Here is a 14,323-nt window from a genome sequence, read left to right as displayed (position 1 = left end):
TCGACGGCCATAAATGGCTGACTCACTTCGACAGTTTCCCGCTGGGGGGGTAGTCGGTTACTCGGGGGCTTTCTCAGCCAGTTCTTTTGCCAGTGCCTTGCGAGCCCCTTCCAGACGCGTGCCCACACCGATGCCTTCGTACAGTGCTTCCGCTCGTTCGAAGTGGGTGATGGCTTTCGCAAAGTCGCGCTGATCCAGGGCCAGAATCCCCAGCTGCTTGTGATAGCGAGCAGGAATGCGCTCAAAGAGCTTCCATTCGCCGTCCACCAAAGGCAGCAAGTCGGAGAGGTAAGGTTCGGGGCTGCGCTTGGCCTTGTACTCAGCCTCAGCCCAGTCGATCACCTCATCAGCCACGAAGGTCTGCACGTTGCGCTTGAAGCGCTCCGGCATTTCCTGACCTTGGGTCATGGCGAAATCAGCCAGCTCCAGGCCCGCTTCGAACTGGGCGGTATCGAACAGCCAGACCAGAACCTGCATCACCACCGAGTTCGGGAAATTCAATCCGGAATCGCGGTAGCGCTGCACATAGTCCAGGTACTTGGGCAGCAGCTCGTCACGCTTGAGCTGCTGACGCAACTCGCGGCTGTCGATCGCACTGATGCGCTCCAGATCCTGAGCCAGTGCGTCTTCCATTAGCTTCAAGTGCTTCTTGCCATTGGCAGGGCTGGACAGCGCGGTAGCGGAGGAATACGCCACCGTTTGGGCACTGGCGCTGGCAACCGCTGGACCTTGGGCCTGAACCCGGCGTTTATGCGCCAATGCCAGGCTCATCAGACCAATTCCACTTTTTCAGCCGCGGCGAATTTTTCCAGCTGCTCGATCACGTAGCCTTCGTTACGGGCGTTGTAATCCTCAACGCGGGAGCGCTTCGGGTTCTCGAGCAAGTGACGACGCCAGCTGCTGTCCTGGAAATAGATCGACAGGTTGTCCCAGCTGGTGACGACGACGGTGTCGACCGGGAAGTGCGGCACGGTGAAGGTCGGCAGACCGCCATAGGTCGCAATGACTTGGGCGCTTTCGATGCGTTCTTTCTCGGTTGGTTTACCGGCCTGGCTGGAATACAGCTTGGCCTTGTCGCTAGCCAGCAGATCGCTGCCGACGATGGCAATCAGGTCGCCGCCATCACGGAACTCGGAGCTGATCATCTGCTTGACATCGTGCACCAGGGCATCGAGGTTTTCGTAGTCGCCGCCAGCCCCCAGGGTGATTTTCCCTGCGGTCGCGCCTTCCTCGATAACCTGCTCAGGAATCTGCTCACGAGCGATCTGCAGCCAGCCCTTGTTCACGTCCTGCAGCATCGGGTTGGTGGCCAGATTGGTTTGGAGGGCGGCGGTCACGCCGTGCCAACCGATCATGATGCGGTCCAGGGCGATTTGCTTTTGCACCGCCGCCGAGTAGCGATCGGCAAAGTCCGGGAACTTGGACCAGCTGTCGATCTTGGCGAACGGCAAGCCCACATCGGATTGTGTGTCGAAAAGCTCGTAGCCCAACCCGTTGAGGTCCGACACGTCCTTGGCTTCGCGGTCGGTGGTCTTGGTGTTGATGCGACCGGTCAGGGGACCATTCACTCCGAACATGACCTTTTCGCCCTTGATCTCGGTCACCGGTACAACGTTGATGCGCTCGAGAAAGTCCGCACGCTCGGTGATCTTGTCGTTCAGTTCCTGGGCGATGCTCGGCTCGACGTTGAACTGACGCGTCACGTCGACGCTGTAGGTGTCGGCGATCGCTTCGCGAAGGGCGGTGTACTGTTTCAGAGCACGATTGCTCAATCCTTGCTGGCTCATGTCACAGCACCCGCTTTTTAGTGTCAGTGGAACCGGTGGTTTTCGGCAGTGGCTGACCGGTGGTGGTGTTGAAGGCCTTTTCCAGCAGGGCCTCGATGCGATCGAGACGCTTGCTGTCGCTGCCCTTACGAGCGAATTCGCGATCGGCTTCGGCCTCGGCAACGATGGTGTCGACGGCGGTCGCAACGTCATCGACTTCGGTAACAACCGGCTCGACGACGTCAGCAGTCACGGGTTCGATCACAGCGGCGAGGCCGGTGACGACAAGGCCGAGTTGTTCGATCAAGGCCTTTAAAGCCTTGGCTGTAGCTTCATCCATTGGGGGTTTGCTCTCGGTGGGGGTGGTCTGGGTCGTTTCGGTGGTGGATTCTTCAACAGCGAAGCGCTTGAACAGGCGGGTCAGCAGGCTGTTCAACTTGCCGATTTCGCCCTTTGGCTCCTCATCACCAAACACGCCGAGAGGGACAGAAGCGGCGTAATGCACGGGCTCGCCGGTTTTGCGGGAAAAGTAGAGTTCCTGGGTGCCCAGGCTGGCCGGCGAATCGGTCACGGCGAGGCCGGACAGGTAGGCTTTGCCGCTGCTTGCGAAGTTCGGGGTGATTTCAATGCTGGTGAAAAGCTTCTCGCCCTGGTCGTTGAGGCAGAGCAGTTTGTCGTTAGGCTTGAGCTGGGCTTCCAATGCGACTTGACCTGGCTCCAGGCCTTCAACGTCTTCAACCAGACGCACCGCAAAGACGGTCCCGTGGGAGCCGAACCAACGATCGTGCTCGCACCAGATCACGGCCGTGTATTTGGCCGGGTTGTAGGTCTCAGCGATATCGCGCAGTTCCTGGGGAAGGATTTCGCGACCATCAGCGGTGGTGCCGCTGGTGGCGACACGTTTCCAGAACGAAACAAGGGAACGGGGCATGGGCGATAACTGCGCTCAATCGGTGATTTGAGCCGCCACGATAGGGTTCAGTAGAAGCCCGAACAAACGGTTTACTTTTGCTTTGGTCCTATTTTCACGTTATAGGATGAACGCGGATTTTAACCCCGCGTTTACTGCGTTTTCGCCGCATAGACTGCGGCCTATGCCCTACGCCCCCGAACTTAAAGAAGCCGCAAAACGCCTTTATTTACGCCGCTGCAAGCCGCGTGAAATTCAGGCGCAACTGTCCCTGCCCAACATCCGGATCATTTACTACTGGATCGGAAAAGGCGGCTGGGACGACATGCTGTCGGATGAAGAACCGCTGACAGCGGCAAGCCGGCGAATCACCCTGCTGCTGGAGAAACAGACCACCCTGACCAAGGGCGAGCTGGACGAGCTGGACCGCCTGACCACCATTCGCGAGCGCTTGGCCAAGCAGTGCATAAAGCCAGCGCCGGCACCGACCAGTGACGCACCTGGTGACGGTGGCCAGCGCCGTGACGATCAACGCAGTGAGCGTCGAGACCGGGGCGATCGAGGGGACAAAGGCGGCAAGAAGCGCGAGAAAAAGGCAAAGAACGACGTCAGTGAGCTGACCGAGGTGGACTTCCTCGACAAGTTCATCAGCAAAATGTACGGCTACCAGAAAGAGCTGTTCGCCGCCAAACAGAACCCGCTGACGTGCCGAATCCGCGACATCCTCAAAAGCCGCCAAGTGGGCTTGACCTACTACTTCGCTGGCGAGGCGTTCATGGACGCCGTGCTCACCGGCGACAACCAGATTTTCCTGTCGGCCAGTCGCGCCCAGTCGGAGATTTTCCGTAGCTACATCGTGTCGTTCGCCCAAGAGTGGTTTGGCCTGGAGCTGACCGGCAACCCGATCGTGCTCAGCAAAGACGGCAAGCCGTGGGCCGAGCTGCGTTTTCTCAGCACCAACAGCAGCACGGCGCAGGGTCACCATGGCCACGTTTACGTGGATGAGTACTTCTGGATCCGCGACTTCGAAAAACTGAACACCGTGGCCAGCGCCATGGCCACCCACAAAAAGTGGCGCAAGACCTACTTTTCGACACCCAGCGCCGTGTCGCACCAGGCCTACCCGTTCTGGACCGGTGAGAAATTCCGCAACAGCAAGCGCAAAAACGCCAAGGATCCGTGGCCCAGTGAGAAACAGATCGCCGCCGGCGCTCTCTGTCCGGACGGGCAATGGCGCAAGGTGATCACCATCCTCGACGCGATCGCCGGCGGCTGTGATCTGTTCGACCTCGAGCAGCTGCAGCTGGAGTACGACGAAGACAAGTTCGAGCAGCTGTTCATGTGCAAATTCATCGACAGCACGCAGAGCGCTTTTTCCCTGGCCGACCTGGAGCGCTGCTACTCGGACCTCTCGCTGTGGACTGACTACGACCCCGACGACCCGCGCCCTTTCGGCAACAGCCCGGTCTGGATCGGATACGACCCCAGCCGAACCCGCGACGATGCCACCTGTGTGGTCATCGCGCCGCCTCTGGAACCCGGCGGCAAGTTTCGCATCCTGGAAAAGCACAGCTGGCGTGGTCAGTCGTTCAGCTACCAGGCCGCCCAGGTCAATAAGCTCACCGAGCGCTTCAACGTGCAGCACATTGGCATCGACACCACCGGCATCGGCTACGGCGTGTTCGACCTGGTGCGCGACTTCTACCCGCGTGCGACCTCGATCCATTACAGCCTGGAGACCAAGAACACCCTGGTGCTCAAGGCGCAGGACACGATCCAGGGCAGCCGCATCGAATGGGACGCCGGCTGGAACGACGTCGCCCAGGCCTTCCTGACGATCAAGCGCGGCACTACCACCAGCGGACAGGTGACCTACAGCGCGTCGCGCACAGACGCCACCGGCCATGCAGACGTGGCATGGGCAATCATGCATGCCCTGGCCCATGAACCCCTCAATACCAACAAGCAGCGGCGAAGCCGCTACGCACTCAGCGGATCAGGTACCAATGGCTCAGCGAAAAAATTTACATCAGGAAAAACCAGCACCAGGGCCCACGCGGGCGTTTTCGTTCGGTGCTCCGGAACAAGTGCTGACCGAGAACATCGGGCATTACCTGGGCGTCTTCGCCAGCAACGACGGACGAATCTACACGCCACCGGTGTCGCGCCAAGGCCTGGCCAAGCTGCTACGCGCCAACGCTCACCACGGCGCCATTCCAGGGTTCAAGCGCAACCTGTTGCTGCGTGAGTTCATCTCGTCCAGGGGCTGCTCGATCAAAACCATGAGCTGCGCGGCGCTGGATTTCATGGTGTTCGGCGAGGCTTACTTCCGGCGCAACCCCAATGCCTTGGGCCAGGTTCTGGAGATGGACCACCTGCCGGCAATCAACATGCGGGTCAAAGTCGGCGGCGGGTTCGTGATGCTGCTGCCAGATGGCAAGAAAATGGAGTTCGACCAGGAAGAGGTTGAGCACGTCATGAATTACGACGTGGAACAGAACATCTATGGCGTGCCTGAGTACCTGGGCGGCATGCAGGCGCTGTTGCTCAACGAAGCCGCCACCCTTTTCCGCCGGCGCTACTACAGCAACGGCGCGCACGCGGGCTACATCTTCTACACCAACGACCCGAACCTGTCCGAGGAGGACGAAGAGAATCTCCGTGACCAGATCAGCGCGAGCAAGGGCGTGGGCAACTTCCGCTCGATGTTCGTGAACATCCCGGGCGGCGCGGAGAAGGCTATCCAGATCATCCCCGTGGGGGATTTCCAAGCCAAGGACGAGCTGGAGAAGGTCAAGAACATCACTCGTAACGATGTGATCGCCGCGTGGCGGATGAACCCCGCGCTGGCCGGGATCATTCCCGAAAACAGCGCCGGCTTTGGCGATATCGAAAAGATCGATCGGGTCTACACCAGCAATGAAATTCGACCGATCTGTCAACTTTTCAACCAGATGAACGATACCTTGAGGGAAGACAGAAGAATTGCCTGGAGAGAGCCGTCTACGGCAGTGGATACCACTACATCAAGTGCGTAGCTAAGAGAATGCCACTACATATTGTGGCAATATAGTGGCTATTGGCTGCCCTGGGGAGGGACACAATGCGAGTTGTATGCAAATGCGGGCACAAGGGACGGATCGCTTCGAGAGAGGAATTTTCCGTGGATTTCGCGAAGCTGTACTGCCAGTGCCTGGACGCAAAGTGTGGGCACACATGGGTCGCGAACCTGACGTTTTCACACACGCTGAGCCCATCTGCCCAGTCATTCGAAAGGATGTTGTTTGACAGTTTGAAGGACATGCCCAGGGCAAAACAGCGGGAGTTGTTTGACCGACTCGGCTCGCAGGCGGTGGCGTGAGGCGCAAACCGCCGACTCAAATTTGTCGGCGATCGGATACATCGAAGGGGATATCAGCTGCCGACCGATTCTTCCGGATTGGTGGCTAGGACCTCGGACAGTCGGCGGAGCTGAACTTGTTCCTGTTCACTCAACAGACGGTAGAGGCGAATAAGGCGACGTTCAATTTTGGTCAGGCCAAGCCATTCGAACTCTGTGATTCCGACAGTGGTGAATTCGTTTTTCGTGCGATCCAACATGCTTACTACTCCATAAATGCATTGCTGAATCGACGTTATCGGGGCGGAAACTCGCTTTAGTAAGGGGGTGCGACGAATGACCTACATGGTTTGTTACAGGCTAATTCCGATCTCGGGCAGCGTCATCAGCCATGGCTTTCAGAAAGCGACGCACAGCTTTTTGGTCATCTGGAGTGATGCTGTGATATCGCTTCAACAACTGCTCATCGTCCTCACTCAGATCAACAATGGGCACTGGAGTCCGGGTACCTGTAACGACGTAAAGAACGTCGACTCCCAGTCCTGCCACAGCGGCAAGGTACGCGGTATCTGGATTCCGGGTGCCCCGCTCGTAGCTGCCTTGCGTGTTGCGATTTTTACCGCCGACGAGAGCCAAATCCTCTTGTTTCAAATCGAGCCGGGTCCGTTCTTCGCGAAGACGATCACCTACGCTGCTCGTTACTTCTTCCATAGAAGAACAATTTTTCAAGCTTGCACCCTTTACAAGACCAAATAAACGATCATAATCGCCGCTAATGAACACGAAACAACACGAGCGAACACTATGCCCGCCACCCTTACACCCGAGCAAGCCCGCACGGAACTGGATCGCAGAGGGATCAGCATTGCGGAATTCAGTCGCATTCATGCACTGAACAAGAATTTGGTCAGCGACCTTTTGAACGGACGTAAAAAAGGTCGCCGAGGGGAGGCACATCGCGCCGCGGTGCTGCTCGGTATCAAAGACGGCGTGATCGAACAGTAATGGCACTGGGCCACAGGGAAAAGCAGAAGATGAAAAGCTCAGTTCTAAATACCCGTCGACAAGTAGTCAGCGCGATTATCTGCAGCTATCCAGGTGGGCGTGAATGCGCAGCGGCCCGGATTGGTTTGCCGCTTAAGAAGTTCGACAACCATGCGTATGAGAACAACAACAGCCGACCGTTGACCGATGCTCAGATCTATCAGCTCGAGCAGGAAACAGGCACAAACCACTTACCGGAATATGTCGCAGCCATGTACGGCGGCATGTTCGTACCGGTCGCTGAGCCTGACTCTCTGGACAATGTTGAGCTGTACACCAGGTGCGTACAGACAGCAGCCAAACGCGGGACGGTAGACCAGATCATTGCCAAAGCTCTTGAAGACGGCGTGATCAACCAAGCGGAAGCCGATGCCATCCTCAGAGCTGACAACCTGCATATGGCTGCCAGACATGCGGAAGTACTTGCAGTCATCCAGTTGCACGCATCGAAATCAGAGGTTACCCAGTGAACTCATTGCCTGCTGTAAAGGAATACCAGGACATGCTCAAAGCCGCCGCCCTCTCCTTCCTTGAGCGCCACCAGTGCGAACACCTGGGCGACGATCAGCAACTGTTCGACCGCGCAGTGCATCACCTGGTAACCGATTACGACGTACTCACTCAGGTCGCTGAAAAGATGGTTCATCTGGCCAACAGCGAGGTGAGCGCTATCCGCGATCGGCAGCGTTTGAACATCCAGAGCAGCACACCGACCCACACAGTAATTGTTGATCCTGTCACCGGTGCCCAATGGGCCGTACCTGTCAGCCTCATTTACGAACGCATCATCAACGCACCGGACATCGGTCGTTTTCGCGTAACAGCTCCGTAACAACCACCCGATAAATCGCCTGCCCCACCCCCGTGGGTTTGGGTGAGCTGCGCCCGAAATTGAGGTTTGACGATGGAAAACGCCATGAACATCAACGCAAAACTGACACCAGGTCAGGCCCAAGCGCTCTTGGCCAACCTACGCGAGCAATACCGTCTCAGCCTCAATGACCTTTGGTACGCAGACCAATATCGACTGATTCCTGATGGCCTGCGCCACGGATCAATTCTCGCCAATAGCCCTGTGATGGCCGCACAAAAGCACTTGATCGGCGCCCTCACCCAAAGCCTTGGCCTTAGCCTCAAAGCAGTGAAGTAACCATGAGAGACGATCTGCGTCACGACGTTCTGCAGCGCATCGAGTCCGACTTCGGCCTTAAACACCGTGTTCCCACCAACTACATGCGAGGTGGTATTTGCCCCAAGTGCAACAAAAAAGAGCTGTACACCCGTTTCGACAGTCCGTGGCAGCTCATCTGCGGACGTCAGGAAAAGTGCGGCCACACGGTGCATGTGAAGGAGATCTACGACGACCTCTTTGAAGACTGGAGCAAGCGCGTTCCAGCTACAGAGAACGCCCCGACAGCGACGGCGCGCGCATACCTTGAGTTTGCCCGCGGCTTCGATATTTCATTGATCGGCGGTTGGTTCACACAGGAAACGTACTACTCCACCCAGCACGACGCTGGCAGTGCGACGGTGCGCTTCGCCCTAGAGAAAGGCGGCTATTGGGAACGCCTGATCGACAAGCCGTCGCGCTTCGGCAAGATGAAAGCCCGCTTCAAGCCAGGTGAATCCTACAAAGGCTTTTGGTGGTGTCCGCCGTGCGTCGACGTGCTCGAGGCGAAAGAGATCTGGATTGTCGAGGGCATCTTCGATGCGCTTGCCTTGGTACACCACAACATCGCCGCCGTGTCGGCAATGTCCTCAAACGCCTTCCCGGCCGACTCTTTGAACGCGCTGGTAGCGGCTCGCCCAGGCAACCTGCCAAAGCTGGTTTGGGCACTGGATAACGAACCTGGTGCACACGCTTACACCAAACGTTGGGTCCGTATGGCCCGTGAACTGGGATTCACCTGCGAAGCAGCCCAGATCCCACAGCGGGATAACAGAAAGGCCGACTGGAACGATCTTCACCAGCGTTGGCAATTCCTGGACGAAGGCGAGAAGCGTGATGCTCAGGTCGACAAAGACATCACCACCGCCCGGCACCACGGTGCCCTGCTGATCGCTGAGAACGCCACCGAGAAAGCCCTGGTGATGTTCGATTGGAAGCGTCGCAGCGAATTCCACTTGGAGTTCGGCAACCGCCTGTACTGGTTCAAGCTCGACCTGGAGAAATACAACAAGGCAATCCAGGAGCTCGAGGACAGCGACCACCACGATGACCAGCAGTTGAACAACAAGCAGATGCGGTCCAAGGCCATGCAGCAGTGCGGCGCGCTGCAGCGCATCGCCACCTGTAACCCGAAGGCCCTGTACTACCAGGAAAACAAACTCACCGACGAGTCCTGGTACTACTTCCGGATCACGTTCGCCCACGACGCTGCACCGATTAAGAACACCTTCACCAGCTCGCAGATCGCCTCGTCTGCAGAGTTCAAGAAGCGCCTTCTCGGCATTGCCCCGGGCGGGATGTTCACTGGTACCACCCAGCAGCTGGACGCCTTCATTGAGGAGCAAACCGACGCCCTCAAGACCGTTCAGACCATTGACTTCACCGGCTACACCCGTGAGCACAGCGCGTACGTCTACGGCGACGTGGCGGTGCGCGATGGGAAAGTGTTCAAGCTGAACGAGGAGGATTTCTTCGACATGGACCGGCTGAGCATCAAGACCCTCAGCCAGTCGGTGATCCTCAACCTGAACACGGACCTGGAGAAGTTCGACACCGAGTGGCTGGACATCATCTGGCAATGCTTCGGTGCCAAGGGCCTGGTCGCGCTCGCATTCTGGTTCGGCTCGCTATTCGCCGAGCAGATCCGGCAGCACCAGAAAAGCTACCCCTTCATGGAAATCATCGGTGAGCCAGGCGCCGGTAAGTCCACGCTGATCGAGTTCCTATGGAAGCTCTGCGGTCGTATCGACTACGAGGGTTTCGACCCAACCAAGGGCACTCCAGTTGCTCGAGCACGTAACTTCGCCCAGGTCGGCAATCTGCCGGTGGTGCTGATCGAATCGGAGCGGGAAAAGACCGATGGCAGCCAAACCAAACAGTACGACTGGGACGAACTGAAAACCGCCTACAACGGGCGCAGCGTCCGCTCCACCGGTGTGAAGAACAACGGCAACGACACCCGCGAGCCTCCTTTCCGTGGCGCTGTGGTCATCGGCCAGAACCACGCGGTGAACGCTTCCGAACCCATTCTGCAACGCCTGGTGCACATCGCCATGACAAAGGACGGGCAGACGCCGCAAACCAAATTGCTGGTGGAAAAGCTTGAGCGTATGCCGGTCGACCGCGTCAGCGGCTTCCTGGTCAAGGCCACCATGATGGAAAGCAAGGTGATGGAGACCGTCCGCGAAAAGGGGCCCAAATACGAACAGCAGCTGCTGGCCCTGCCCGAGATCCGCACCGTCCGGATCGCGAAGAATCACGCCCAGCTGCACGCGCTAGTCGATGCCCTGGTTCACGTTGTCCCACTGAAAAAGCACCAGGTGGACGCGGCCCACGCTGAGATCCAGAGCATGGCCAAGGAACGCCAGCTGGCGATCAACGCTGATCACCCGATCGTCGTCGAGTTCTGGGAGTTGTACGAGTACTTGAACAGCGCTGCAGGTGGGCTCAACCACTCCCGCAATGACGGCCTGATTGCGGTGAACCTCAACGACTTCGCCAAGGAAGCCGCAGAGAAACGCCAGAAAGTCCCTGACTTGACCGAGCTCAAGCGCCACCTGAAAACAAGCAAGTGCCCCAAGTTTGTTGAGACCAACAGAAACGTCTGCTCGGCATGGGATACCGATGCCGCCGACAAACCGAAAACCGTGCGGTGCTGGATTTTCCAGGCTGCCTGAAACCACAAAGGAGGAAGTGCAGATGCAAGTTCAAGTGTTCATAGGCAACGCCGGCGACGGCAAGACCAGCAAGCTGCAGGAGATCCAAGACCGGCTGATCGCGGCGGGAAAGAACACCCCGATCATACAAGCCGGAGCGTATGGCGAAGACGGGCTACTGCAGATTTTGGAAGTTCGAGCAGCAGGTGGCCAGCGAGAGATCCTGGTGGACGACTGCAGCCGGTTGCAAATTCTGAAGGTTTTGGAGTGGCGGTCATGCGCTGAGGGCGACCCGAATTTTGACGACTTGGTTATTCACCTGGCACGCCAGGACTAACCGAAATTGAAGAGCGGTGTCGAGGAGTTCGCACCTCCCCGACACCAACCACCACTGAGGGCAACACCATGCAAGCACAGCACCAAAGCAGCAGCGACCCAAAGGCTACCACATTGGCAGCAGAGAGCATGCAAGCGGCACGGCACCTGATGGCAATCCGCATCGTCGGTACCGCGCTATTCGATTACAAGGTACAGAAGACGCCCGACGCTCGGATCCGCCTCGAGTCGCTGGTCACCATGGCTCAAGCCCAAGGCGACCTGACCGACGTTGAAGCGCTTGTCGTCGCCCAAGCGCTCGCTATTCCCACCAAATCTATCCAGCAGCTGCAGGGCCGAAATCATGTCTGAGCAAACTAATATCAAACGCTTCAAAGTGAGTGAATCCTGGAAAGACTACGAGGTGCTGCTCGAGGTCAATCTCGACGTGTTGACGCCTGAACGGGCAGCCATGATCAACAACTATCTTTCCGACGATCAAACCAGGCTGATGGATGAAGGTGGCGATGTCATACGCGTCGCGATCCGACTGGCCGGCTCTACCATGATCAGGATCATGCTCGAGCAAGGCGGAGCAGGTTTTACCCCGACCTTTAAGAATATGTTCGGTGACAACCCCGGCGCCAGTTGGACCCATGACCTGCACAGCACCGAGGGTTTTTGGGGCTGCGAGGCGGACGAGAAACCGTATGGCTGGTGCGGTATGCGGATCATCGGCGCCGATGTCGACGTACCCGGATTCTTTGAAGTCGAACTGACTGAATTACCAGCCGCGAAGGAAGACTGACCATGTCGGCAACAAGAAGAATCCGGTCCAGACGTTTTTGGACCACCCACGAAGTCGCACTACTCGAGCGCCTTTATCCAGATCTCGCCACCGTCGACGTCGCGGCTCGCCTTGATCGGCCCCTGAGTGCTGTACATGGCAAAGCAAAGGCTCTTGGGTTGAAGAAAAATCAGGTGTTTTGGGCTAGCCCACTCTCAGGCCGATTCGATGGTGTGCGAGGCCAAGCCACACGGTTTCAGAAGCAAAGGGGGGAAAGGTGTGAGTAAGTTGGATCGTTTCATGCGGGAAAGGGATGTGCTCGAGGTCACTTCCCTTTCCAGAACTACCCTCTGGCGCGTTATCAAACAGGGGAAATTCCCAAGGGCGGTGGCCATCTCACCAGGGCGGGTCGGTTGGCGTGAATCCTCAATCGCCAGCTGGCAGCAAGATCCGCAGAAATGGACATCTTCTGACCCCGTCGAAGCCGCGTGAGCGGCTTCACTCATTTCAGCTCGGCGTTGACCACGTTCTTGTGCAGCCACACTGACCAACGCAGCAGTCCCTGCTGCTTTTCCTTGAAGTAATCGTGACGGTCATAGTGCTTCGACGAGACATCGCTGAATGCATGGCCCTGAATTCGATCGCGAACCTCCTTACTCAACCCAGCAACACCCATCAGGGTTTTGCAGGTTCGCCGTATATCACGCAAAGTGAACGGTCCATTGAATTTGTCGGTATGGCGGCCGTACAACTTAGTGACAGCTCGGGATAACGACTGCGTGTGTAGGGCCTTCCCTTCCACTTTGCCTTCAAACGGGTAGATGCTGGTTTCGGAGATCTCGTCCATCACCTTCAAACTGCGGCGCATCAGCGTGTTGTATGGCACGGCATGCAGCGACCGCTCCCCCTCCCTTCCCTTCTTGTTCCGAATGACCAGGTGGTCTTTGAAGTAGTGCCGACGCTCACTCGCGAGCAGCTGCTCCGGACGCTGTCCCCCTGAGGCAATCAGAAACTTAAGCAACTCAGATGTAACCAACGTTAAGTGTTCCGGCAGCATTTGCCAGAGCCTGGCCAACTCGTCGGTGGATAGTGCCCGATCACCAGGACGTTCCCAGTCGGCCTGAACCGGCACGCTGGTCACCGGGTTGCTGTTCAGGCCGAACTTCAACGCTGTCTTCTGGTAGCTGCGGGGGTTGAACTCTTGCTCAAGTCCAACCTGGAACGCGGCGTGCAGCTGTGATCGGACCCTATTGCAGTAGGTGGTAACACCGGCATTGATCATCTTGGCCAGGATGTCGCGGATCTCACCAGGCCCGATCAAGGCAGCAGGGCGTGAAGCCAGATTGGGAAACGGGTCAGCGACGTAATGCTTCAACGACCACTTCACGTCTGAGGCAGAGGCAGCACCTTCGCCCTCAAGCTTGTTCGTGTAAGCATCCAGCAAGTTCTGAAAGGTCCCGGCGGCAATCACCACCTCTTTTTCCACTCGGCATAGATCTCGTGCGCCAGTCAGGCTCATCGCTGGCCACGTACCGAGTTTGGTTTTGATCTTCTTTCCATCCAGTCGACGCTGGAAATAAAACTCCTTGGTGCCGGTTGGTCGCACTCGCAGCATCAAGACGCCTTCGCCTCGCGCACTGCGTCCATCCGAAACCGTGTATTCCCGTTCCTCAGGCTTCATTGCCCTGATCTGTTTGTCCGTAAGCATTTGGGGGCCGTATCTGGGGGCCGTTAGGCCGGAATATGGGGGCGACCGGTGGAACAGCATGAAACTGACCACGTTGCGCAAAGCCTTGATCCTGCTGACTTAAACGCACACAAGCATACCTTACGTGTCTCCCTGATACTCCACCCACCATAGTTTCCCAAGCTGATAACGAGGGTTCGATTCCCTTCACCCGCTCCACTTTATTGAGTCCAACGTCGTGATGTTTTGACGGGGGATGCAGAGACAACAAAAAACCGGTCCAAGTGGCCGGTTTTTTTGTGGGTGCCGTTCAAGTGCTGCTGTTACCGCGTCGCCACAATAAACATCCGTGGAAATGGCAGCAGCACCTCGCCATCAGCCAACACCGGATACGCCTGTTCGATCGCCGCGGTATAGCGCCTCAGGTACTCCTCCCGCTCAGCCTCGTCGAGCGGATCAAGAAAGGGCCGCAGGCCACTGCCCTTGAACCACTCCACCACCGCAGCGGCGCCTGGAAGGGGGTGATGGTAGGTGGTGTGCCACACATCCACCCGGGCACAGCTTGAACGCAACAATCCGTAGTAGCTGTTTGCGTCGGCCATCGCCGGGCGCTGGCCAGCGGCGCCGGCGAGTTTGTCGGCCCACGGGC

Annotated in this window: 18 protein-coding genes and 1 pseudogene; 12 read left to right on the top strand and 7 right to left on the bottom strand. The window is 57.6% G+C overall.

From position 1 onward, the window contains the following. Nucleotides 1–57 precede the first annotated feature (57 nt). Genes gpM through F8N21_RS10385 form a run of 3 tightly spaced genes read right to left on the bottom strand, consistent with a single transcriptional unit; the run spans nt 58 to nt 2,697 of the window. Nucleotides 58–771: a phage terminase small subunit gene (gene gpM, locus F8N21_RS10395; protein ID WP_150642038.1), complete on the bottom strand. Its 714-nt coding sequence runs from the start codon at nt 769–771 to the stop codon at nt 58–60. Beyond that, entirely contained in the window at nt 771–1,787 is a 1,017-nt protein-coding gene (locus F8N21_RS10390) for a phage major capsid protein, P2 family (RefSeq protein WP_150642037.1), read from the bottom strand. The genes gpM and F8N21_RS10390 overlap by 1 nt, the downstream gene beginning before the upstream one ends. Before the next feature lies 1 nt (nt 1,788). After that, nucleotides 1,789–2,697 (bottom strand): GPO family capsid scaffolding protein, encoded by a 909-nt coding sequence (locus F8N21_RS10385; RefSeq protein WP_150642036.1) that lies wholly within the window; start codon nt 2,695–2,697, stop codon nt 1,789–1,791. A 163-nt stretch (nt 2,698–2,860) separates the two neighbouring features. Here F8N21_RS10385 and F8N21_RS10380 point away from each other — a divergent pair, with 163 nt between their 5' ends. From F8N21_RS10380 to F8N21_RS10370, 3 genes are all read left to right on the top strand, one after another. Continuing rightward, nucleotides 2,861–4,924, top strand: coding sequence for a terminase large subunit domain-containing protein (locus F8N21_RS10380; protein WP_150642035.1), 2,064 nt, complete (start codon nt 2,861–2,863; stop codon nt 4,922–4,924). Then, entirely contained in the window at nt 4,836–5,714 is an 879-nt protein-coding gene (locus F8N21_RS30830) for a phage portal protein (protein ID WP_224788202.1), read from the top strand. The genes F8N21_RS10380 and F8N21_RS30830 overlap by 89 nt, the downstream gene beginning before the upstream one ends. Nucleotides 5,715–5,779: 65 nt before the next feature. Next, a complete protein-coding gene (locus F8N21_RS10370; protein ID WP_150642033.1) occupies nt 5,780–6,037 on the top strand; it encodes an ogr/Delta-like zinc finger family protein in 258 nt (85 codons plus the stop codon). Nucleotides 6,038–6,090: 53 nt separating this feature from the next. Here F8N21_RS10370 and F8N21_RS10365 read toward each other — a convergent pair whose 3' ends face one another. Both F8N21_RS10365 and F8N21_RS10360 read right to left on the bottom strand, forming a co-directional pair. Beyond that, entirely contained in the window at nt 6,091–6,276 is a 186-nt protein-coding gene (locus F8N21_RS10365) for a hypothetical protein (protein WP_150642032.1), read from the bottom strand. Between the two features lie 100 nt (nt 6,277–6,376). Further along, on the bottom strand, nt 6,377–6,727 hold the full coding sequence (locus F8N21_RS10360; protein ID WP_150642136.1) for a helix-turn-helix domain-containing protein: 351 nt from the start codon (nt 6,725–6,727) through the stop codon (nt 6,377–6,379). A 93-nt stretch (nt 6,728–6,820) separates the two neighbouring features. Between F8N21_RS10360 and F8N21_RS10355 the strand changes: the two genes are divergently transcribed. The 9 genes from F8N21_RS10355 to F8N21_RS10315 all read left to right on the top strand — a co-directional run bounded on the left by F8N21_RS10355 (nt 6,821) and on the right by F8N21_RS10315 (nt 12,479). Further along, entirely contained in the window at nt 6,821–7,021 is a 201-nt protein-coding gene (locus F8N21_RS10355; protein ID WP_150642031.1) for a DNA-binding protein, read from the top strand. A 29-nt stretch (nt 7,022–7,050) separates the two neighbouring features. Beyond that, the gene (locus tag F8N21_RS10350) at nt 7,051–7,530 is read left to right on the top strand and encodes a YmfL family putative regulatory protein (protein ID WP_318184138.1); all 480 of its coding nucleotides are present in this window, start codon (nt 7,051–7,053) and stop codon (nt 7,528–7,530) included. Then, nucleotides 7,527–7,892 (top strand): hypothetical protein, encoded by a 366-nt coding sequence (locus F8N21_RS10345; protein ID WP_150642029.1) that lies wholly within the window; start codon nt 7,527–7,529, stop codon nt 7,890–7,892. The genes F8N21_RS10350 and F8N21_RS10345 overlap by 4 nt, the downstream gene beginning before the upstream one ends. A gap of 72 nt (nt 7,893–7,964) precedes the next feature. Continuing rightward, a complete protein-coding gene (locus tag F8N21_RS10340) occupies nt 7,965–8,210 on the top strand; it encodes a hypothetical protein (protein WP_150642028.1) in 246 nt (81 codons plus the stop codon). A gap of 2 nt (nt 8,211–8,212) precedes the next feature. Then, the gene (locus tag F8N21_RS10335; protein WP_150642027.1) at nt 8,213–10,906 is read left to right on the top strand and encodes a toprim domain-containing protein; all 2,694 of its coding nucleotides are present in this window, start codon (nt 8,213–8,215) and stop codon (nt 10,904–10,906) included. Nucleotides 10,907–10,928: 22 nt separating this feature from the next. Then, a complete protein-coding gene (locus F8N21_RS10330; protein WP_150642026.1) occupies nt 10,929–11,222 on the top strand; it encodes a hypothetical protein in 294 nt (97 codons plus the stop codon). 68 nt (nt 11,223–11,290) lie between these two features. Beyond that, the gene (locus F8N21_RS10325) at nt 11,291–11,572 is read left to right on the top strand and encodes a hypothetical protein (RefSeq protein WP_150642025.1); all 282 of its coding nucleotides are present in this window, start codon (nt 11,291–11,293) and stop codon (nt 11,570–11,572) included. Then, nucleotides 11,565–12,008, top strand: coding sequence for a DUF2528 family protein (locus tag F8N21_RS10320; RefSeq protein WP_150642024.1), 444 nt, complete (start codon nt 11,565–11,567; stop codon nt 12,006–12,008). The genes F8N21_RS10325 and F8N21_RS10320 overlap by 8 nt, the downstream gene beginning before the upstream one ends. A 207-nt stretch (nt 12,009–12,215) precedes the next feature. Further along, a complete protein-coding gene (locus F8N21_RS10315) occupies nt 12,216–12,479 on the top strand; it encodes a helix-turn-helix transcriptional regulator (protein ID WP_224788200.1) in 264 nt (87 codons plus the stop codon). Between the two features lie 10 nt (nt 12,480–12,489). Here F8N21_RS10315 and F8N21_RS10310 read toward each other — a convergent pair whose 3' ends face one another. Then, nucleotides 12,490–13,668 carry a tyrosine-type recombinase/integrase gene (locus tag F8N21_RS10310; RefSeq protein ID WP_412071630.1) on the bottom strand — a complete coding sequence of 393 codons (1,179 nt, stop codon included), beginning with the start codon at nt 13,666–13,668 and terminating at the stop codon, nt 12,490–12,492. Nucleotides 13,669–13,997: 329 nt separating this feature from the next. Next, nucleotides 13,998–14,323 (bottom strand): annotated as a pseudogene (locus tag F8N21_RS10305) (trans-aconitate 2-methyltransferase); the annotation flags it as partial.

This window comes from Pseudomonas fluorescens (assembly GCF_902497895.1).
GTDB classification, from domain to species: Bacteria; Pseudomonadota; Gammaproteobacteria; order Pseudomonadales; family Pseudomonadaceae; genus Aquipseudomonas; species Aquipseudomonas fluorescens_BP.
Note: the sequence above shows the minus strand (reverse complement) of the source record. Positions and strands in the feature narration are given on the sequence as shown.

What these genes read in the sequence shown, in the direction of transcription:
- F8N21_RS10320 (WP_150642024.1), top strand. Translation starts at nt 11,565, where the DNA reads ATGTCTGAGCAAACTAATATCAAACGCTTCAAAGTGAGTGAATCCTGG.
- F8N21_RS10385 (WP_150642036.1), bottom strand. Translation starts at nt 2,697, where the DNA reads ATGCCCCGTTCCCTTGTTTCGTTCTGGAAACGTGTCGCCACCAGCGGC.
- F8N21_RS10315 (WP_224788200.1), top strand. Translation starts at nt 12,216, where the DNA reads ATGGTGTGCGAGGCCAAGCCACACGGTTTCAGAAGCAAAGGGGGGAAA.
- F8N21_RS10370 (WP_150642033.1), top strand. Translation starts at nt 5,780, where the DNA reads ATGCGAGTTGTATGCAAATGCGGGCACAAGGGACGGATCGCTTCGAGA.
- F8N21_RS10380 (WP_150642035.1), top strand. Translation starts at nt 2,861, where the DNA reads ATGCCCTACGCCCCCGAACTTAAAGAAGCCGCAAAACGCCTTTATTTA.
- F8N21_RS10360 (WP_150642136.1), bottom strand. Translation starts at nt 6,727, where the DNA reads ATGGAAGAAGTAACGAGCAGCGTAGGTGATCGTCTTCGCGAAGAACGG.
- F8N21_RS10355 (WP_150642031.1), top strand. Translation starts at nt 6,821, where the DNA reads ATGCCCGCCACCCTTACACCCGAGCAAGCCCGCACGGAACTGGATCGC.
- F8N21_RS10335 (WP_150642027.1), top strand. Translation starts at nt 8,213, where the DNA reads ATGAGAGACGATCTGCGTCACGACGTTCTGCAGCGCATCGAGTCCGAC.
- F8N21_RS10350 (WP_318184138.1), top strand. Translation starts at nt 7,051, where the DNA reads ATGAAAAGCTCAGTTCTAAATACCCGTCGACAAGTAGTCAGCGCGATT.
- F8N21_RS10310 (WP_412071630.1), bottom strand. Translation starts at nt 13,668, where the DNA reads ATGAAGCCTGAGGAACGGGAATACACGGTTTCGGATGGACGCAGTGCG.
- F8N21_RS10340 (WP_150642028.1), top strand. Translation starts at nt 7,965, where the DNA reads ATGGAAAACGCCATGAACATCAACGCAAAACTGACACCAGGTCAGGCC.
- F8N21_RS10330 (WP_150642026.1), top strand. Translation starts at nt 10,929, where the DNA reads ATGCAAGTTCAAGTGTTCATAGGCAACGCCGGCGACGGCAAGACCAGC.
- gpM (WP_150642038.1), bottom strand. Translation starts at nt 771, where the DNA reads ATGAGCCTGGCATTGGCGCATAAACGCCGGGTTCAGGCCCAAGGTCCA.
- F8N21_RS10390 (WP_150642037.1), bottom strand. Translation starts at nt 1,787, where the DNA reads ATGAGCCAGCAAGGATTGAGCAATCGTGCTCTGAAACAGTACACCGCC.
- F8N21_RS10325 (WP_150642025.1), top strand. Translation starts at nt 11,291, where the DNA reads ATGCAAGCACAGCACCAAAGCAGCAGCGACCCAAAGGCTACCACATTG.
- F8N21_RS10365 (WP_150642032.1), bottom strand. Translation starts at nt 6,276, where the DNA reads ATGTTGGATCGCACGAAAAACGAATTCACCACTGTCGGAATCACAGAG.